The following is a 20,551-nucleotide window of genomic DNA, read 5'->3' on the forward strand; positions in this document are numbered from 1 at the left end:
TCCGCCCTCTCCCTCGACCGCCCACGAACGAAGGCTGTGCCGACAGACATGGGAACCACTCTGGTCATCACCAACGACTTCCCGCCTCGGCAGGGAGGCATCGAGACGTTCGTGCACGCGATGGCGACCCGTGTGCCGGGCGACGACGTCGTCGTCTACACGTCGAGCGAGCCGGGCGACAAGGAGTTCGATGCCACGCTGCCCTTTCCCGTGATACGGGACCGTAGCCGCATCCTGCTCCCGACTCCGAGGGTCGGCAGGGCCGCCGTCGAGATCCTGCGAGGGTACGGCTGTGACCGGGTCTGGTTCGGCGCCGCCGCGCCGCTCGCGGCCATGGCGCCCCGGCTGCGGCAGGCCGGTGCCCGGCGCATCGTGGCCACTACCCACGGCCACGAGATCTGGTGGGCGTACACGCCCGCAGCACGGCAGGTGCTTCGGAGAGTGGGCAGCGGTGTGGACGTGGTCACCTATCTGGGCGACTACACCCGGGACCGCATCGCGCCTGCTTTGGGCCCCGGGGCACAACTCAGTCGCCTCGTGCCCGGAGTGGATGTCGGGCTGTTCCAGCGGGACGGGCGAACCGAGGCCGCGCAGGAACTCCGAAGGCGACTCGGCACGCAGGACAGGAAAGTCGTCCTGTGCGTGTCCCGTCTCGTGGCGCGCAAAGGGCAGGATGTCCTCATCCGAGCCCTGCCCCTCGTGAGACGGGTCGTCCCCGATGCCGTACTCGTACTGGTCGGCAAGGGACCGGAGGAGAAACGGCTGCGAGCCCTCGCGGGCCGCTACGCCGACGGGGCCGTCGTCTTCGCGGGCGGCGTGGACCACGTCGGTACGGCCGTCCACTACGCGGCAGCCGATGTCTTCGCCATGCCCTGCCGTACGCGCAAGGCGGGCCTGGAAGCGGAGGGACTCGGCATCGTTTTCCTGGAGGCCCAGGCGAGCGGCCTGCCGGTCATCGTGGGCGATTCCGGGGGCGCGCCCGACACGGTGCGCGACGGTGAGACCGGACACGTCGTCCCCGGTCGGGATGTGAAGGCCGTCGCCCAAGCCGTCGCCCTGACCCTGCTGTCGCCGGACCGTGCCGCGATGGGGGCGGCCGGGCGACGGTGGGTCGAGAAGGAGTGGTCCTGGGACGCTTCCGCTCGTCGGCTGACGGCCCTGCTCGCACCTGGGCCCGATCGGATCCAGGCGCCGGTGGAGGTACGCCGGGAGCGCTGACCGGGATGACGGTCAGTGCCAGGCGTGCTCGCGCAGGTGCGCGAGGACCGCGAGCACTCTGCGGTTGCCCTCGGTCGGGTCCAGGTCCAGCTTCATGAAGATGTTGCTGGAGTGCTTGACCACGGACGCCTCGGTGATGACCAGCCGCTGGGCGATCGCCTGGTTGTTGAGTCCCTCCGCCATGAGCGCCAGCACCTCCCGTTCCCGGGGGGTCAGCCGTGCCAACGGCCGGTTCGCGGACTGCTGCTGGAGCAGGACGCGGATCACCTCGGGGTCGATGACGGTCTGGCCCGCGGCGACTCGGGTCAGCGCGTCCAGGAACTCCGAGACCTCGCCGACCCGGTCCTTCAGCAGGTAGCCGAGCCCGCCGGCACCCTCACCGCTGAGCAGCTGCGTCGCGTACGCCGTGGCCACGTACTGCGACAGCACGAGGACGGGCAGGCGGTCGTGACGCGTACGAAGTGCCAACGCCGCCTTGAGTCCCTCGTCGTGGAATCCGGGTGGCATACGCACGTCCGTGATGACGACGTCGGGTCGGTCTTCGTCCACCGCCCGGGCCAGTGCCTCGGCGTCCCCCACGGCGGCGACCACCTGGTTGCCGCTCCTGGTCAGGAGTTCCACGAGACCGGCGCGCAGCAGCACGGCATCCTCTGCCAGCACTACGCGGAGCACGGCACCTCCACCCGCAACTGTGTCGGGCCGCCTACGGGACTGCTCACGATGAGCCTGCCTCTCTGAATCGCGAGCCGGTCCGCCAGACCCCGCAGGCCCGCTCCGGCCGTAGCGTCCGCACCGCCCCGCCCGTCGTCGGTGATCAGCAGGACGAACCGGTCCGCCTCGATCCTGCCGACGACGGCGATCTGCGAAGCGCCGCTGTGCTTGGCGGCGTTGGTCAGTGCCTCGGTGACCGTGAAGTAGGCCATCGACTCCACCGCGGCGGCCAGCCGGTGCGGCAGATCGATGTCGACCGTGACCGGTACGGGGTTGCGCAGCGCGACCTCTGCCACCGCGGCGGTCAGGCCGTGGTCGGTCAGAACCTGCGGATGGATTCCGCGCACGAGGTCGCGCAACTGGTCGAGCGCGCGGCGCGCCTCACCACGGGCCCGGGAGACCAGTTCGGCCGCCGGTGTGTGCCCGCCGCGCAGCTCCAGCTCCGCGAGCCCCAACGTCATGGTCAGCGCGACCAACTGCTGCTGTGCGCCGTCGTGCAGGTCGCGTTCGATACGACGGCGTTCGGCCTCGAAGGCGTCGACCAGCCGGGCCCTGGACCGCGTGAGCTCGACGACCCGGCTTCGGAGGTCCTCGTCGCGGGCCGCCAGCAGGAACCAGGCCGTGCGCACCTGGGTGCCGACGAGCAACGCTCCCCCGTACGCGCAGACGATCAGCCCCAGCAGACCGAGGGCCGTCGCGGGCAACGCGGCCACCGGGTCCGAGACCGCCCGTCCCGGGCCGAGCATCACGCGGTCCGGGGCGACGGCCCACACGACCAGCGGCACCGCCGTGAGCAGGAGGGACAGACCGAGCAGGGCGACGAATCCGATGCCGACGGCGGTGCAGACGGTCGCCAGCACCGCCGCGTAGCCCAGCTCCCGCCACGTCGCACGTTCCCGCAGCCGCGAACGCAGCCACGCCGGCACGCCTGCCCCGGCGAGGGAAGCGTGCGGATCGGGCAATGGCGTCGGATCGATCCACTTCAGGCGCCGCCGCTCCACCGCGCCGACGGGGATGCCCAGGACGGCGGCGGCCGCCAGGAGAAGCAGACCCACGCCCACGACCGAGAGGCCGAGACCGACGAAGAGCAGGACAGCGAGAGTGAGCAGAACCGTGAAACCGAACAGGGTGCCGCTGATCAGATAGGCCCAGCAGCGCCACGGCCACCAGGAGAAGAGGAAGCGCAACGGCCGCCGTCTGATCGCGCCCCAGACCGCCACGTCCAGATCGTCGGCACCGTCGGCAAGCACTGGGGAAGAGGCCTGTACGACAACGCGGGGTTCCGATAAGGGACCGGGTCGGTCCGGCACGTACATCCCTCCCATGGGCCCGGGACTTCACGGTCTTCTCAGCACTCTATCTCCGTGCCGTGGGCCCAGGCGGTAGGGAAAACCCTCCCCCCAAGACTCCCCGCAGGCCCACTGTCCCGCGCGGAACGCCGTGCTGGACTGGCATTACCTTTCCCCGACCTCCCGCGAGGACACCGCCGACATGTCTTTGGCATCCGACATCCACCTTCCCGCCCTCCAACTGGTCAATGTCTCCATGGGATACCGCGGTGCCGCCGGAGTCGTCCCGGTGCTGCACGAGGTCAGCGTTGGCTTTCCGGAGCGGGCCATGACCGCGGTCATGGGACCGTCGGGCTCGGGGAAGACCACACTGCTGCACTGCGCCGCCGGCCTGGAACGGCCCGTCGGCGGCAAGGTGTTCCTGGGAAGCACGGAGCTGGCCGACAGCGATGAACGCGAGCTGACGACGATCCGACGCAGCCGCATCGGCTTCGTCTTCCAGCAGTTCAACCTCCTGCCGATGCTCACGGTGTACGAGAACGTCGGGCTGCCACTGCGCCTCGACGGCCGCCGGGTCAAGCGTCAGGTCGTCATGGAAGCCTTGCGCCAGGTGGGCCTTGAGGACAAGGCCGGGCGGCGGCCCGCGCAGCTCTCAGGGGGCCAGCAGCAGCGTGTCGCGATCGCCAGGACCCTGGCGGCGGAGCCCGAGATCGTCTTCGCCGACGAACCGACCGGTTCCCTGGACCGGTCCACCGGACGGCAGGTGATGGATCTGCTCCGGCGGGCTGTGGACAAGGCAGGCCGCACCGTCGTCATGGTCACGCACGATCCGCTGGCAGCCGCGTACGCGGATCGTGTGATCTTCCTCGTCGACGGCCGGATCACCGGCAAGATCGACCATCCCACGGCTGACGAGGTGGCTGTCGAGCTCAGCCGCTGGGAGCTGTGATGTGGCGTCTCGCACTGCGGTCGGTACGTCACTACTGGGCGCTGTACCTGGGCACGCTCGTCGCACTGACCCTGGGCGTCGCCCTCGTCGGAGTCTGCGCCACGACACTGGCTGCCACCTGGGCCGTACACCAGCCGTCCACCGCCGACGCCCCGACGGTGACCCTCACGGACGGGTCGGGAACCCGGCACACACTGGTCGGCGGAACCGTGGACATGGGCGGAGTGCAGAGCGTACTCGCGATGGCCGGGGTGGTCTCCGCGTTCGTCACCGTCTTCGTCATCGCCGGGACCTGCGCGTTCAGTGTCGCGCTGCGTCGCAGGGACATGGGGCTGCTGAGGCTCGTCGGCGCCGCGGGCCACCAGGTGCGCCGGCTCGTGATCGGGGAGTCCGTCGCGGTCGCGGTACCGGCGTCCGTGGCGGGTTGCGCGGCCGCCGCCGTGGCCACGCCGTGGGCGGTCCGTGGCATCAACGGGACAGGCCTGTCACCGGTGGAGCTCCGTCCGGGACCGCTCGGCGGTCCACTGCTCTTCGCGGCCGGCGCCGGGCTCGTCATCGCCGTACTGGGCGCGCTGGCCGCATCGGGACGAGCCGCGCGGGTGGGACCCACCGAAGCGCTGCGGGAGGCCGACCTGGACTCCCGGCTGATGACCGCGGGCCGCACCACCTTCGGCCTGCTCCTTCTCGTCGCCGGCGCGGTGATGGTCGCGATCGCTCCGGGCGCCGGAGCGGAAGCGGCAACTCCGTTGGCGCTCTTCGGCACGATGAGCCTGACGCTGGCCGCCGCGCTGCTCGGCCCTGTGTACCTTCCCCGGCTGGTCAAGGTGGTCCTGGCACCGGTGAGGTGGACCTCGTCGGTCTCCGGACGCCTGGCGGTGGATGCGGTGACCACGTCGCGGCGCAGGACGGCCTCGCTGGTGGGGCCGGTACTCGCCATCGTGGCGATCGTCGGCATCTTCACCTCCGTCATGGCGACCACCGGTGCCGCCACCGAGGCGGACGAGCGCCACCGGACGGTGGGACAGCTCGTGGTCGAACCGATCTCGGGCGAGGGGCTGACCCGTGCCGAACTCGGCCGACTCCGCACAGCACCCGGCGTACAGGCGGTATCGGCGCTCGCGCCCGTCGAACTCGCGGTGGCCGGGCCGTATTCGGTCTGGAAGGAACAGGGCGCGGCCACCGACCTGCCGGCGCTGACCCGGACACTGCACATCACCGTGGTCGAGGGCACCGCGAGAACTCTTCGCCCAGGCACGGTCGCGGTCTCGAAGGAGTTCGCCGACTGGTACGGCTACCACGAGGGCAGCCGCCTCACCTACGGCCTGTTCGACGGCGAGCCCGTCACCGTGAGGGTCGCCGCGGTGCTGGACGGCGGGACCGTCGTCCCGCACCTGCTACTGCCGGCGACCGATTCCGCCGTCGCCTCACCGCCCGACCACGCGACGGTACTGCTCGACGACGACGCGGCTTCCGCACCCGCCGCGGCGGCGCGCCTGGCAGCGGAACTGGGCACCGACCGGGTTCGGGTGACACCGACCGCGCGGTGGTTCGACGGCTCCGCCACGGAACAGGAACGGCTCAATCGCCTGGTGCTCCTGGTACTGACCGGACCGGCGTGCGCTTACGCGCTGATCGCGGTGGCAAGCACTCTGGTGATGTCGTACAGCCGACGTACGCGTGAGATCGCCGGGATGCGCGTCGTCGGCGTCAGCCGAGCGCAGCTGCGCCGCATGGCGCTGTGGGAGACCCTCACCACCACCCTCACGGGCGTGGGCGTAGCTGCGGCCATGGTCGCGGTGGGCCTGTCCGCCTACCGGCGGGCCCTGGACGTCTTCGGCGGCACGGTCCCGCTCAGTGTTCCGTGGGGCCTTCTGCTCGCACTCGTCGCCGCCTGCGTGGTCGTAGCGGTCGCCGTCGGGCAGATCGCCACCCGGCAGTTGCTCAAGCAACGGGAAGTCGCGGCGCTCGCGGCCCGCGAATGAGCACACCGCGCACACGGTGACGCGGTGGAACGCCGGGAAGGAACGGGCCGGCGTTCCGCCGTGCCCCATTCCGTAATGGTGGATGTGGCATCCGCAGGCATGGCGTGTCTATGCTGGGCCACCTCCGGCACGTGACCCCGTGCCCCGTGTTGTCCACCGGCGGCCCGGCGCGCTTTCTTGATCGTTCCTGACAGGCGGGAGTTCGCCATGCGCGTTGTGATCGCGGAGGACTCCGCACTGTTACGGGCCGGTGTCGTCAGGCTGTTGACCGACGAGGACATCGAGGTGGCGGCCGAACTCGGCGACACCGAGAACATAAGGGAAGTCGTCGAGCGAGAAAGCCCCGACGCGGTGATCCTCGACGTCAGAATGCCGCCAACATTCATCGACGAGGGGTTCCGGGCTGCTCTGGACATCCAGAATTATTTTCCGGAGGTCGGGGTCCTGCTACTCTCGCAGTACGTGGAACATTCCTATGCCGAGGAACTGGTGCGCAATGCGCGGAGCGGCGTGGGGTACCTGCTGAAGCAGCGAGTCGGGGACTTCGATGAGTTTCTCTCCGCCCTTCAACGAGTTCGCCGCGGAGAAACGGTGTTGGACTCCGAGATTTACCGGAAGTTCGCTGGTAGCCCTTGGGAGCGGCATGCGGCAGGTCTGCTGACGCCGCGTGAACTCCAGGTTCTCGAACTCATGGCGACAGGCCTCACCAACGGCGGGATAGTAAGGCGGCTCGGCATTTCGGAGCGCGCTGTGGAAAAACATGTGACATCCATCCTCGGCAAGCTCCGGATACCGAATTCGGGGGACGACCACCGGCGCGTGCTGGCGGTGCTCGGCTATCTGCGCGGGTTCGGGCGGCACGGCGGCATGAGACCGTGAACCAGGTGGCCGCGAGCCGGGTGTTGACCGGTGAGGAGCGGACGGACTGTCGTGAGAATTCGGCCGGAACCGCGTGAGGAGAGGGCGCGGCGCGGCCGGGTGCCGACCCCCTACCGCGTCGTGGCCGGCCTGATCTATCTCTCCATCGGTAGTCTCGCCGGTCTGCTGCTGGTGCCGCTCATTCTTGTCTCGATGGTCCTCCGGGCGGTCTTCCTGCTGCTGTTGATCGGCCCACCCCTGGTTTTGACTCTGATCGTGCGGACGGTCACCGCATTCGTCCGGTGGGTCGGCCTTGCCCTCGGTCACGACATCGATCGGCTACCGCGAGGGGACACGCCGGCGAGCGCGGTCGCACGCGAGGCGAGCAGCCGGATCGCCGCGCTGCGCCCGGGGCTGGCTCCGAGCCTGACCCTGTTGCGTGCGGTCGCCGATCTGGAACGGCTGTTGGCGGCTTTCATGGGCGACGGAGGGATGGACGGGGCCAGGCGGTCGCGGGAGCCGGGCCGGCCTTCCCGGCGGGACCGGGAACCAAGGACAAGCTGGGACGACCTCGGATACCTCGGCCTGCTTCTGCTCGGCACCATCTGGCTGATCCCTCTGTGCGCCTTGTCGCTGCCCGTCATCGCCTTCGCGGTGAGCCTGCCCATGGGCCCGCCGGAGCAGTTGGCCTTCGGACCGGGCAACACGGTTCTCGTTGAGGGGATCGGCGTCAGGCTGCTGATCGCGGCGTCTTCTCTGGCGCTCTTCGTCGCGCTCATGTGCCTGATCTTCTGGATGGGAAAGATCCGGGCACGGATGGTCCGACGGATTCTCGGTCGGATCGACGATACGGAACGGCAGAGGCAGGCGGAGGCCGCCGAGCGGCAGCGTATTGCCGCCCTGCGCGTCCATGACGCCGACTACCGCCGTCTGGAACGCGATCTGCACGATGGCGCCCAGGCCAGGTTGTCCGTACTGCTGATGCGTCTCACCCAGGTAAGGAGGAGCGCGGACAAGACCGTGGCGGAACTGTCCGAACTCGTCGATGAGGCCCATCAGGAGATAGGAAAGGCGCTGGACGAGATCCGTGACCTGGTCCACGGAATCCAGCCACCGATATTAAGTGACCGGGGACTCGACGCGGCGGTCACGGCATTGACAGAGCGATTCCATGTTCCCGTCGCCGTATCGAGTGAACTGGAGCGGCGTCCGGATGTAAGAGTCGAGTCGACTGCTTATTACATCGTCGCGGAATGCCTCGCGAACGCCGCCAAACACGCGAGGGCGGACAGAATTCGCGTCTCTTTGGCGGAAGTGGCCGACCAGTTGGTGGTCACGGTCACGGACGACGGCGTGGGCGGCGCCTCGGTACGAGCCGGAACCGGCCTGCGCGGCCTCGTCGATCGCGCCGCAGCGCTCGGCGGCACCGTGGAGCTGACCAGTCCGGATGGCGGGCCCACCATGGTCCAAGCGGTTCTTCCCTGGTCGGCAAGCCTGATCTGACCTGCTGGTTTTCTCGTCAACGAAACATCTTGCCGTGTGTGGTCCGAGCGATCAAGGATGAAGAGGTACGGCTAGCCGCACCCCGGGGTTCGGCTAGCCGCACCCATGGCTCGGACAGAGGATGGTCCTGCGGCGAGGGGGAGTACGTGGAAACGCGGTTCATGGCGGGAAGGCTCAGTGAACTCGCTCGGAAGCACATGGTTCCAGGCGCGCAGCTCGCAGTGCACCGGGGTGGCGAAACGCTTTCCGTCGCTGTCGGAGCGACCCGCTCGGGAGGCGGCGAACCGGTGACCACCGGTACGGCTTTCGCCTTCGGGTCGGTGAGTAAGGCGTTCACGGCGACAGCGGTATTACAGCTCGTATCGGACGGCGATCTGGAACTCGACTTACCCATATGCGAATACGTTCCGGAGTTACGGGAACCGGTGGACGAGTCGATGTCTTCCATCACACTCCGGCACCTTCTCAGTCATACCAGCGGACTTGTCGCCGACCATGAACTCGACGACATCGAGGAGCGGTCCCTGCTGCGCTACGCGTCGAGTGTGGCGGCCACGCGACTACTGCACCGACCCGGGCAGTGCTTCTCGTACGCGAACACCGGATACAACCTGCTCGGCCGGGCCGTCGAAGCCGTCACCGGAATGACGTGGCGGACGGCGGTGGAGGACTTCCTGCTGCGCCCACTGGACATCGGGCCGGTGTTCCTCCATGGGCCGGCCGGCTCTCCTGCCCGGTCCCGAGCGATCAATCACACGGTACGGCCGGACGACGACCGGGCCCGTCCGGTCGGGCTGTTCCTGCCCCAGACCTGGGCTCCGGCCAGCGGACTCGCGGGGAGCGCCGAGGACCTCGCCGGGTTCGCGCGGCTGCACATGGGCCTGCACCCGGCGGCGAACGCAGTCCTCGGCGACGACCACCGGCGGGACATGCACACCCCGGTTCCGGGGGCCGACGCCTTCGGCATGGCCGACGGATGGGGCCTGGGACTCGCCTGCTACACAGACGCGGACAGCCGTCCGGGCGCGTCGCCCTTCGATTGGTTCGGCCACGACGGCACCGTCGACGGAGGAACCTGCCACCTGCGTTTCCAGCCCGAGACGGGCACGGCCGTCGCCTTCACCGCCAATGCCACCACCGGCACACTCCTGTGGAGCGACATCGTCGAGGAACTCCGCGCGCTCGGCATATCCGTGGCGGACTACCACCCCGATGTGCCCGGGACCGCCACCTCACCGGACCCCGGCCGACTCCTGGGCGACTACCTCAACGGAGACACTCGCTTCTCCCTCCGACCTCACTGCGACGGCATACGTCTGAGTGACCGCACGGGCCTCGTCGCCGACGTGACGCTGCACGACCGGATGATCTTCACCGCACGGCGTGTCGACGCCAGCGAGGCCCCGTACACGGGGCGGTTCGTGCTTGACGGCGCCACCGGCGACGTCGCCCTCATGCAGCTCGGCGGACGTTCCGCGCAGCGCTTGACCACCGCGGCCTGAGCCGCGTTCCGCGATTCCGCGCTCTCAGCATTCCTGATTCCTCAGCCTCGGCTTCCCGGCTGCTGTGGCCTGCCTGTCGGCAGCGCGCGCCGTGAAGCCGCCCATTCCTGGAGGTACAACGTGGCTCGCGCCGACGTGTCGGTCGACCGGGATCTTCCGCGCCAGGTGGAATTCTGGCGACGCCGGCTGGAGGGCCTCAGTCCTCTGGAACTGCCCACCGACCGCCCGCGCCCGGTCATCCGTTCCACGGACACCTCGACCTATGACGTCGACGTGCCGCCCACCACGGCCACGGCCCTGTCCCAGCTGGTCGAACGCCTCGACGCCACGCCGGCCGAGGTTCTGCTCGCCGTCGTGAGTGCCGTCTTCGCCCGGTACTCGGGGCAGGACGACATCGCCCTCGGCACCATCTCCACCCGCACCGGGCACACCGTCGTCGTGCGCCTCCTCGCGGATGCCACGATTCCGTTCGCCGTGCACGTGGAGGAGACCATCCGCGCGACGCGCGAAGCTCTCGGTCACGACGGCATACCACTCGCCGGGCTGATCGAGGCGTTGGCGCCGGACACCGACACCAGCATCACCCCGCTCGTCCAGGCCATGGTGGTGGTGCGGAGTGAACTGCCGAAGGATGAACCGGAGTTCGACCCGCTGGACCTCTCGGTGGAGTTCGACCTCGCCGGCCCGGAGCCGTCCGCGCACGTCCGGTACAGCACAACCCTGTTCGACGAATCGACCGTCGCCCGACTGATGGGTCATGTGAACGCGCTGCTGGCGGGAGCCGTGGCCGACCCTCGCCGTAGTCTCTCCGCCCTGCCGATGCTCACGGACGCGGAGTCCGGTCAGGTCGTACGGGATTGGAACGCCACCGGACGGCCCGTTCCCACCGGTACCTTTCCCGAACTCTTCGCCGCCCAGGTTGCCGCCCGCCCCGACGCGGTCGCCGTCATCGACGAGTACGGCTCGGTGACCTACCGTCAGCTCGACGAGCACGCCAATCGTCTGGCCCACCAGCTTCGCGCGCTGGGCGCGGAGCGCGACTCGCTCGTGGGGCTGTGCGTGGAGCGCGATGCCGGGATGGCGGCGGGGCTGCTCGGCATCATGAAGGCCGGCGCCGCGTATCTGCCTCTGGACCCAGGCTATCCGCGAGACCGTCTCGCCTACATGCTCAGTGACTCCGGCGCCCTTCTCATCGTCACCCAGGAAAGCCTGCGTGAGCGGCTCCCGGAAACCGACGCGATCCTCGTCGACCTGGACCGAGACCGGGCCGAACTGGAGCGCCGGCCCGTGACCGCCCCGGACGTGGACCTGCGGCCGGAGGACCTCGCCTACGCCATCTACACGTCGGGTTCCACCGGCCGGCCCAAGGGGGTGCTCGTTTCCCACGCCGGCATCGGCAACCTCGCGGCCGTGCAGGTGGAGCACTTCGACGTCACCCCCGACAGCCGCGTCCTGCAGTTCGCCTCGGCCAGCTTTGACGCGGCGTTCTGGGAGGTGTGCATGGGGCTCCTGACGGGTGCCGCTCTCGTCATGGGGTCCAAGGAGGCCATGCTCCCCGGCGAGCCCCTTGCCGCGTATGTCGCACAGCACGGCGTTACCCATGCCACGCTGACCCCCGCCACCGTGGCCGTCCTGCCGGACGGGCACGGCCTGCCCGCCGACGCCACGCTGATCGTCGCGGGCGAGGCGAGTACCGGTGACCTCGTGGCGCGCTGGTCCGCGGGACGACGGATGATCAACGCGTACGGGCCGACGGAGAGCACCGTCTGCGCCACCATGAGCGCCCCACTCGCAGGCTCCGCGGTACCGCCTATCGGCACCCCCATCGCCAACACCCGGATCTACGTCCTCGACGATGCGCTCCAGCCGGTCCCCGTCGGCGTCCGCGGCGAGATCTACATCGCCGGCATCGGCCTGGCACGCGGCTACCACGGTCGGCCGAGCCTGACGGCGAAACGTTTCGTCGCGAACCCGTTCGGGGCGCCGGGCGAGCGGATGTACCGAGCGGGCGACGTGGCCCGGTGGCGGGCCGACGGCGACCTGGAGTACCTGGGGCGCGCCGACGACCAGGTCAAGGTCCGCGGTTTCCGGATCGAACTCGGCGAGATCGAGAGCTCGCTGGCCCGCCACCCCGACGTGGCCCAGGCTGTGGTGGTCACCCACAACACCAACCTGTTCGCCTACGTCGCGGCGGCCGGGCCCCGGCGCCCCGGGGACGCCGAACTGCGCGATCACCTTGCCGCCGTCCTTCCCGAGTACATGATCCCCACGGCGATCACCGTGCTCGACGCCCTCCCACTGACACCCAACGGCAAGGTGGACCGCCGGGCCCTTCCTGAGCCGGGCACCGTACGCGAGCCATCGCGGATCCACGCGCACGAGGCCCCGCGCAACGCAGTCGAGGCGGCGATCGCCCGGGTCTGGGCCGAGGTCCTCGACACCGACGCGTTCGGAATCCACGACGACTTCTTCGAACTGGGCGGCAACTCGATCCTCTCCGTGCGCGCGGTCTCCCGCCTGCGCCAGGCCCTCGGACTCCGGCTCTCGCCCCGCGTTCTTTTCGACGCGCCCACTGTCGCGGCCCTCGCCGACCGGATCACTCCCGACGAGGAGAGCGGCGAAGCCGAGATCCCCCTCGTCTCCCGTGACGGGGAACTGGCCATGTCGTTCGGGCAGCAACGGCTCTGGTTCCTGGAGGACTTCGACCCGGGCAGCGCCGAGTACCACACCGCGTTCGGACTCCGGCTGACCGGTGAGCTGGACACCGAGGCGCTGCGCGCCGCGCTCGGCGACCTGGTGAAGCGACACGAGTCACTGCGCACGACGTTCGGGTTCCTCGGCGGCAGAGGCGTCCAAGCGATCCACCCCGCGCTCGCCCCGGGGTGGAGCGTCGTCGACCTCGCCGATGTACCGGACGAACTGCGTGAGGAGCGGCTGCACGAAAGGGTGCGCGAAGAGGCCTCCCGACCGTACGACCTGGAGCACGGCCCGCTCCTGCGGGTGCGGCTGGTGCGGCTTGCCGCCGCGGAGCACGTGCTGGTGCTCGGCATGCACCACATCGTCACCGACGGCTGGTCCATCGGCGTCATCACCTCCGAACTCGGCGAGCTGTACGCGGCCCGCGTCCAGGGACGGACCGCCTACCTGCCCGAACTCGCGTGCCAGTACGCCGACTTCGCGGTCTGGCAGCGTGGCCGACTCACCGACCGGGGGCTCCTGGAGCACGAGGTCGACTGGTGGCGCGAGCGTCTGACCGGGGTGGCCCCGCTGGAACTGCCCACCGACCGGCCGCGCCCCGCGATCCGCTCCTCGGCCGGCGAGAACTACGGCTTCGAGCTGCCCGCCGACGTCGTCGAGCGGCTGCGGAGCCTGGCCGGTCGGCACGGCGCCACCCTGTTCATGGCGCTGACGGCCGCCGTCAAGGCCGTCTTCGCCCGCTACTCGGGGCAGGAGGACATCGCCGTCGGCACCGTGTCCTCCGGGCGCAGCCGCGCCGAACTGGAGCCGCTCGTCGGATTCCTGGCCAACACCCTGGTCCTGCGCTCGCACGTCGACCCGGAGCGGTCGTTCGCCGAGCTGCTGGAGCGGGTCAAGGAGACCGCGCTGGAGGCGTTCGCGCACGAAGAGGTGCCGTTCGAGCGCGTCGTGGAGGCCGTCCAGCCGGAACGCGACGCCAGCCGGACGCCCCTGATCCAGGCCATGGTCGTCCTGCAGAACGCCCCCGTCTCCCCGCCCCGTTTCCCAGGCGTCGAGGTGCACGACCACCCCGTACAGCGCGAGGCCGCGCCCTTCGACCTCACTGTCGAGTTCTTCGAGACGGACGACGGTGTCGCCGCCCGCGTCGGCTACAGCACCGCCCTGTTCGACGAGGCCACCGTCGCCCGTTTCGGCGACCACCTGGCTGTGCTGCTCGACGCCGCCACCCAGGACCCCGAGCGAGCCCTCGCCGCGCTCCCCCTCCTCACGGACGCCGAGTTCCAGCAGGCCGTGCACGGCAGGCGCGGCGCCCGCCAGGACACCCTCCAGGGCACGTTCCCCGCACTCTTCGAGGCCCAGGTGGCCGCCCGCCCCGACGCACCGGCCATCGAGGACGACACCACTCGCCTCAGCTACCGAGAGGTGGACGAGCGCGCCAACCGACTCGCCCACCACCTGCGCGACCTCGGGGCAGGTCCCGGCCGCGTGGTCGGCCTGTGCGTCGAGCGCGGCGCCGACCTGCTCGTCGGGCTCCTCGGCATCATGAAGGCCGGCGCCGCCTACCTGCCCCTGGACCCCGAGTACCCGGCCGACCGGCTCGCGTTCATGCTGTCCGACTCCGGCTGTGCCCTGGTCGTCACCCAGGAGCAGGTCCGCGACAGGCTCCCTGCCACGGACGCCGTCGTCGTCGACGTCGTACGGGACCGCGACCTGCTGGCCGCCCACTCGGCGACCACCCCCCAGGTGGACCTGACCCCCGCCGACCTGGCCTACGTCATCTACACCTCCGGCTCCACCGGCATCCCCAAGGGTGTCCTGGTGCCGCACGCCGGCATCGGCAACCTGGCCTCAGCCGAGATCGACCGGCTGGCCGTCACCCCGGACAGCCGTGTCCTGCAGTTCGCCTCCGCCAGCTTCGACGGCGCCGTCATGGAAGTCCTCATGGCCCTCCCAGCCGGCGCCACCCTCGTGCTGCCCCCACACGGCCCGATCGTCGGCGAACCCCTGCAGCGGTTCCTGACCGAACGGCGCATCACCCACACGCTGCTCGCTCCCTCGGCAGTGGCCACCCTCGATCCGCGGGGTCTCGACGGACTGCGCACCCTGGTGGTCGGCGGCGAGGCATGCACCGGCGACCTCGTGGAGCGCTGGGCCCGGGACCGCCGGATGATCAATGCGTACGGGCCCACGGAGAGCACCGTCGTGGCGACCATGAGCGCTCCGCTGACGGGAGCCCAGACGCCGCCGATCGGTACACCGCTGCCCAATACCCAGGTGTACGTCCTGGACGGCACCCTCCAGCCGGTCCCCGTCGGCGTCGCCGGTGACCTGTACATCGCGGGCGTCCACCTGGCCCGCGGCTACCACGGCAGGCCCGGCCTCACCGCGGAGCGCTTCGTGGCGAACCCGTTCGGGGCGGCGGGGGAGCGGATGTACCGCTCCGGTGACGTGGCCCGCTGGCGGGCCGACGGCACCCTGGAGTACCTGGGGCGCGCGGACGATCAGGTGAAGATCCGCGGTTTCCGTATCGAACTCGGCGAGATCGAGACGGCGTTGGCCCAGCACCCGGACGTGCGGGACGCTGTGGTGGCCGTCCACCAAGAAGGCTCCCGGCGTCGGCTCGTCGCCTACGTCGTCGGCGGTCGGGACGACGTGGACGCGGGCGTACTGCGGGAGTTCCTGTCGGGTTCGCTGCCGGAGTACATGGTCCCGGCGGTCTTCGTACGGCTGAAGCGGCTTCCCCTGACGCCGAGCGGCAAGGTGGACCGGCGGAGCCTGCCCGAGCCGCTTGTGGACACCGAGCAGTTGGGCAGCCGGTATGCGGCCCCGCGTACCGAGGCGGAGGAGATCCTGGCCCGGGTGTGGGCCGAGGTCCTTGGAGTGGGCCGGGTTGGGGTCCATGACAACTTCTTCGAGCTGGGCGGCGACTCGATCCTGTCGATCCAGGTCGTCTCCCGGGCCCGGGACGCGGGTCTGCGGGTGACGTCGAAGCTGATGTTCGTCCACCAGACGGTCGCCGCGCTGGCCGAGGCGGTGGAGGTCGCGGAGGCGCCGGTGGCGGTGGAGGAGACCCTCTCCGGCAGTGTGGCGTTGACGCCGATCCAGCGGTGGTTCTTCGCGGAGCACACCGTCAACCCGGACCACTATGCGATGTCGGTGCAGGTGGAGCTGGCACCTGGCACGGAAGTCGGCCTGCTGGAGCGGGCGTTGGCGGCGGTCGTGGTCCATCATGACGTGTTGCGGATGCGGTATACGCCTACGGCTGAGGGCTGGGTGCAGGAGTACGGCGCCTCGGCAGTCGACGGCCTTGTGACGATCGGCGACTACGCGCAGGCGGACGTGTCGGCGCTCGCGGCGCAGGAGTCGCTGGACCTGGCGGCGGGGCGTGTCGTGCGTGGGGTGTTCTTCGACCGGGGCTCTGAGGCGCCGCGTCTGTTTCTTGCTGTGCACCACTTGGTGATGGACGGTGTCTCCTGGCGGATCGTGCTGGAGGACCTGGCCACCGCCTACGAGCAGTTGGCCGCCGGCCGCCCGGTGGACCTGGGTGCGAAGACCAGCAGTTACCAGCGTTGGGCCGACCGCCTCACCGAGTACGTCCGCTCCGGCGCCCTCGACGACGAGATCGAGCACTGGCAGAACGTCGGCGGCATACGGGAAGTCCCCCAGGACACCATCGCGCCCAACCTGTTCGGCGACACCTCCGTGGTGTCCGTGCGGCTGGACGGCGACGAGACCGAGGACCTCCTCCAGCGGGTGCCGTCGGTGTACCGCACGCAGATCAACGATGTGCTGCTGGCCGCGTTGGGCCGGGTGCTGGAGCAGTGGGCCGGCGCGCCGGTCGCGGTGAACCTGGAGGGCCACGGCCGCGAGGAACTCTTCGACGACATCGATCTGTCCCGCACGGTCGGCTGGTTCACCACCATCTACCCGGTGCTGCTCGACGTCCCGGACGGCGACTGGGGCACCGCCCTCAAGGGCATGAAGAACCGGCTGCGCGGGATCCCGGGCCGTGGCCTCGGCTACGGCGCCCTGCGCCATCTGTCGGCCACGGCCGCCGAGGCCCTCGCCGGACCGGCTCAGCCGCAGGTCAGCTTCAACTACCTGGGCCAGTGGGACAACAGCAGCAGTCAGGACGGCCTGGTACAGGCCCGGCTGGAGAGCCTGGGCCGGGACCAGTCACCCGAACAGCCACGCCCCCACCTGATCGACATCGTGGCCGCAGTCAACGAAGGACGCCTCTGCATCGACTGGATCCACTCCACCGCCAACCACCACACCGCCACGGTCGAACAGCTGGCTGAGCAGTTCGTCACCGCGCTGCGCGAGGTGGTACGGCACTGCCTGCTGCAGTCGAGCGGTGGCGCGACGCCGTCCGACTTCCCGCTGGCCGGGCTGGATCAGGCGGGCGTGGACCGGGTCGTCGGGGACGGCCGGCAGGTGGAGGACGTGTACCCGCTGACGCCGATGCAGAGCGGGATGCTGTTCCACAGCCTTGCCGAGCCGGACGCGGGCGCCTACTTCGAGCAGATGACGTTCGTGCTCGACGGCGTGACCGACCCGGCCCTCCTCGAACGCGCCTGGCAGCACGTCGCCGGCCGGATCGACGTGCTGCGCGCGTCGGCCGTGTGGGAGGACGTCGACCGGCCGCTGCTGGTCGTGCACCGCAGGTCCGCGATCCCGACCGCCCACCTGGACTGGCGCGGCCTGCCCGAGCCCGAACAGCGCGCGGAACTCGACCGGCTGCTGGCCGAAGAGCGCGCCACGGGCCTGGACCTGTCCGTGGCACCGCTGCTGCGGCTCGCCCTGATCCGCGTCTGTGACACAGCCGTCCGCGTGGTCTGCTCCTTCCACCACGTCCTGCTGGACGGCTGGAGCACCTTCGACGTCCTGGCCCAGACCCACGCCGCGTACGGCGCGTTGCTGGCGGGCGAGGAGCCGGTGCTGCCGGTACGGCGGCCCTTCCGGTCGTACGTCGAATGGCTGGAGGGCCAGGACCTCGCCCAGGCGGAGACGTACTGGCGCGACCTGCTCACCGGGTTCGCCACCCCCACCGCCCTGCCCTACGACCGCCGCCCCGCCGCCCACCACAAGGCGCACACCACCGCACGCCTGCAGTTCGGGCTGTCACCGGAGGCGTCGGCCGAACTCCACGCGTTCGCCCGCCGCCACCGGCTGACCGTGAACGCCGTGATGCAGGGCGCCTGGGCGCTGCTGCTGTCGCGGTACGCCGGTGAGCGGGACGTGGTGTTCGGCGCGACCGTCGCGGGCCGCCCGGCGGAACTGGCCGGCGCGGACTCGATCGTCGGCATGCTGATCAACACGCTGCCCGTGCGCGTCGAGGTGGACGGCACGACGCCGGTGGCCGAGTGGCTGGGCGGAGTGCAGCGGGCGCAGGTGGAGGCCCGCCAGTACGACTACGTGCCGCTGCCGGGCATCCAGTCCTGGAGCGAGGTCGAGGGCGGCGCCAACCTCTTCGACAGCCTGCTGGTGTTCGAGAACTATCCGAGGGATGACCGGTCGGCCGCCGAACACGGCCTGCGCCTGCACGACCTGGTGGGCGGCGAGGCCACCAACTACCCGCTCAACCTGATCGTGTACGCCGCCGACCGGCTCGAGTACACCCTCGCCTACGACGCCGACCTCTTCGACACGGCCACCGTCGAACGGCTCGCCGGACACCTGGACGCCCTGCTGGACGGGATCGCCGCCGACGCCGAACGGCTCGTGGCGGCCGTGCCGATGCTGCCGGACAACGAGGTCCGGCAGGTTGTCGAGGAGTGGAACGACACCGCGAGGGAACTGCCGGACGCCACCCTGCCCGAGCTCTTCGCGGCCCGCGCCGCCCGACACCCCGACGCACCGGCCCTGTCGTACGACGGCACACACCTCACCTACCGCGAACTGGACGAGCGCGCCAACCAGCTGGCCCACCTGCTGCTCGCCCGCGGAGCGCGGCCCGACACGGCCGTCGGCCTGTGCCTGGAGCGCGGCGCGGACACCATCGTGGCGCTGCTCGCGATCCTCAAGGCCGGCGCGGCCTACCTCCCGCTCGACCCCGACTATCCGGCGGACCGGCTCGGCTACCTGCTGAAGGACGCCGGAGTGGAACTGGTCGTCACCCGCGAGGCGTTCCGGGAGCGGCTGCCGCTCGGTGACGCCCACCTCGTCGACCTGGAAGCGGACGCCCCGGAGGCGGCCCGGCAGCCGGTCACGGCCCCGGTCACCGAGGCCACGCCCGACCACCTGGCCTACGTCATGTACACCTCGGGCTCGACGGGCACGCCCAAGGGGGTGCTGACGCCGCACCGGGCCGTCGTACGCCTGGTGCACGGCGCCGACTTCACCGACGTCGGCGAGGGAGATGTCGTCGCGCAGTTCGCGTCACTCGCCTTCGACGCGGCCACCTACGAGATCTGGGCCGCCCTGCTCGGCGGGGCCCGGCTGGCCGTGCATCCGCCGGCCCTGCCCAGCGGCGCCGAACTGGGGCGGTTCCTCAAGGAGGAGCAGGTCACGCACCTGTGGCTGACGGCCGGACTGTTCCACCAACTGGTCGACGACGAGATCGGGGCGTTCGGCGGGCTGCGCCAGCTCATCGCGGGCGGCGACAAGCTGTCCCCCGAGCACTGCGCCCGCGTCCTGCGCGCCCACCCCGGCCTGCGCCTGACCAACGGCTACGGCCCCACCGAGACCACGACGTTCGCCGCGACCCACGACCTGCGTCCCGAACACCCCGAGGACGCTCCAGTCCCGCTCGGCACACCGATCGGCAACACCCGCGCCTACGTCCTCACCGAGGACCTGCGGCCCGCACCGGTCGGCGCCCCCGGCGAGCTGTACCTCGCCGGTGCGGGACTGGCCCGCGGCTACCTGGGGCGCGGTGCGCTGACCGCCGAGCGGTTCGTCGCGGACCCGTTCGGCGCGCCGGGCAGCCGGATGTACCGCTCGGGCGACCTGGCCCGCTGGAACCCGGACGGCACCTTGGCGTTCCTCGGCCGGGGCGACGGACAGGTCAAGGTACGCGGCTTTCGGATCGAGACCGGCGAGATCGAGGCCGTGCTGGTGGCCCACCCCGAGGTCGCCGACGCCGTGGTCGTGGCCCGGGGCGACGGGAACCGCACCGTCCTGGCCGCCTACGTCGTCGCCCCCGGCCGGGACGAGTCCGGTACGGCAGAACTGCGTACGCATCTCGCGGCGACCCTGCCTCCCCACATGCTGCCCACGCACTACGTGCTGCTGCCCGCCCTGCCGCTGAACACCAACGGCAAGGTGGACCGCCGGGCGCTGCCCGCCCCGCAGGACCACGCGGAGCCGGCCCGTGAGCACCGCCCGGCCGGTACCCCCACCGAGGAGTTCCTGGCGGACACCTGGCGGGAGCTGCTGAACGCCGAACGCGTCGGGATCCACGACGACTTCTTCGAACTCGGCGGCGACTCGCTGCTTGCCCTGCGGATGACCTCCCGGGTCAACGCGGCCTTCGGTGTCGACCTGTCCCCCAGGACGGTCTTCGACCGGCCCACCGTGGCCCGGCTCGCGACCGACATCGAAGACCGGATCCTCGCCGAACTGGAGGCGGACGCCGCCACGGCGCCCTGACCTCCTGACCGTCCCACCCCTACGGAAAGGCACAGCCATGCCCAACCCCTTCGAGCACAACGACCGTTCCTACCACGTGCTTGTCAACGACGAGGGCCAGCACTCGCTGTGGCCCGCGACCAACGAGACCCCCGCCGGCTGGACGGTCGTCCTCGCCGACAAGCCCCGCGAGGAGTGCCTGGCCTACGTCGAGGCCAACTGGACCGACATGCGGCCCAAGAGCCTCGCCCGCCGCTGACCCACGCCCAC

The 20,551-nt window shown here is 70.5% G+C and carries 10 protein-coding genes; 8 read left to right on the forward strand and 2 right to left on the reverse strand.

Translation table 11 applies throughout. The annotated features are described in order from the left end of the window. The first annotated feature begins 48 nt into the window (after nucleotides 1–48). Nucleotides 49–1,218: a glycosyltransferase gene (locus tag ACFZDJ_RS10575; protein ID WP_391057691.1), complete on the forward strand. Its 1,170-nt coding sequence runs from the start codon at nucleotides 49–51 to the stop codon at nucleotides 1,216–1,218. A gap of 12 nt (nucleotides 1,219–1,230) precedes the next feature. On the opposite strand, the gene ACFZDJ_RS10580 is transcribed toward ACFZDJ_RS10575, so the two are convergent. Together ACFZDJ_RS10580 and ACFZDJ_RS10585 are read right to left on the reverse strand one after the other, a co-directional pair. Next, nucleotides 1,231–1,890: a response regulator gene (locus tag ACFZDJ_RS10580; RefSeq protein WP_391057694.1), complete on the reverse strand. Its 660-nt coding sequence runs from the start codon at nucleotides 1,888–1,890 to the stop codon at nucleotides 1,231–1,233. Next, the gene (locus ACFZDJ_RS10585) at nucleotides 1,878–3,155 is read right to left on the reverse strand and encodes a sensor domain-containing protein (RefSeq protein ID WP_390934356.1); all 1,278 of its coding nucleotides are present in this window, start codon (nucleotides 3,153–3,155) and stop codon (nucleotides 1,878–1,880) included. The genes ACFZDJ_RS10580 and ACFZDJ_RS10585 overlap by 13 nt, the downstream gene beginning before the upstream one ends. Nucleotides 3,156–3,420: 265 nt before the next feature. On the opposite strand from ACFZDJ_RS10585, the gene ACFZDJ_RS10590 reads away from it, so the two are divergent. The 7 genes from ACFZDJ_RS10590 (at nucleotide 3,421) to ACFZDJ_RS10620 (ending at nucleotide 20,540) form a co-directional block, all read left to right on the forward strand. After that, nucleotides 3,421–4,167, forward strand: a complete 747-nt coding sequence (locus ACFZDJ_RS10590) for an ATP-binding cassette domain-containing protein (protein WP_391057697.1) — start codon at nucleotides 3,421–3,423, stop codon at nucleotides 4,165–4,167. Beyond that, nucleotides 4,167–6,149, forward strand: a complete 1,983-nt coding sequence (locus ACFZDJ_RS10595; protein WP_391057700.1) for an FtsX-like permease family protein — start codon at nucleotides 4,167–4,169, stop codon at nucleotides 6,147–6,149. The genes ACFZDJ_RS10590 and ACFZDJ_RS10595 overlap by 1 nt, the downstream gene beginning before the upstream one ends. A gap of 207 nt (nucleotides 6,150–6,356) precedes the next feature. Next, nucleotides 6,357–7,028 (forward strand): response regulator transcription factor, encoded by a 672-nt coding sequence (locus ACFZDJ_RS10600; protein ID WP_168509944.1) that lies wholly within the window; start codon nucleotides 6,357–6,359, stop codon nucleotides 7,026–7,028. 99 nt (nucleotides 7,029–7,127) lie between these two features. After that, nucleotides 7,128–8,510: a histidine kinase gene (locus tag ACFZDJ_RS10605; protein ID WP_391057703.1), complete on the forward strand. Its 1,383-nt coding sequence runs from the start codon at nucleotides 7,128–7,130 to the stop codon at nucleotides 8,508–8,510. 161 nt (nucleotides 8,511–8,671) lie between these two features. After that, nucleotides 8,672–10,012 carry a serine hydrolase gene (locus ACFZDJ_RS10610; RefSeq protein ID WP_391057876.1) on the forward strand — a complete coding sequence of 447 codons (1,341 nt, stop codon included), beginning with the start codon at nucleotides 8,672–8,674 and terminating at the stop codon, nucleotides 10,010–10,012. Nucleotides 10,013–10,132: 120 nt separating this feature from the next. Further along, nucleotides 10,133–20,302, forward strand: coding sequence for an amino acid adenylation domain-containing protein (locus ACFZDJ_RS10615; protein WP_391057706.1), 10,170 nt, complete (start codon nucleotides 10,133–10,135; stop codon nucleotides 20,300–20,302). 37 nt (nucleotides 20,303–20,339) lie between these two features. Next, entirely contained in the window at nucleotides 20,340–20,540 is a 201-nt protein-coding gene (locus tag ACFZDJ_RS10620; RefSeq protein ID WP_391057709.1) for an MbtH family NRPS accessory protein, read from the forward strand. Nucleotides 20,541–20,551 lie beyond the last annotated feature (11 nt).

Source organism: Streptomyces sp. NPDC007896, from assembly GCF_042959425.1.
Taxonomy (GTDB): Bacteria; Actinomycetota; Actinomycetes; order Streptomycetales; family Streptomycetaceae; genus Streptomyces.

Excerpts from the sequence above, each read along its gene's own strand:
- ACFZDJ_RS10575 (WP_391057691.1), top strand. The coding sequence starts at position 49 with ATGGGAACCACTCTGGTCATCACCAACGACTTCCCGCCTCGGCAGGGA.
- ACFZDJ_RS10590 (WP_391057697.1), top strand. The coding sequence starts at position 3,421 with ATGTCTTTGGCATCCGACATCCACCTTCCCGCCCTCCAACTGGTCAAT.
- ACFZDJ_RS10595 (WP_391057700.1), top strand. The coding sequence starts at position 4,167 with ATGTGGCGTCTCGCACTGCGGTCGGTACGTCACTACTGGGCGCTGTAC.
- ACFZDJ_RS10600 (WP_168509944.1), top strand. The coding sequence starts at position 6,357 with ATGCGCGTTGTGATCGCGGAGGACTCCGCACTGTTACGGGCCGGTGTC.
- ACFZDJ_RS10610 (WP_391057876.1), top strand. The coding sequence starts at position 8,672 with ATGGCGGGAAGGCTCAGTGAACTCGCTCGGAAGCACATGGTTCCAGGC.
- ACFZDJ_RS10620 (WP_391057709.1), top strand. The coding sequence starts at position 20,340 with ATGCCCAACCCCTTCGAGCACAACGACCGTTCCTACCACGTGCTTGTC.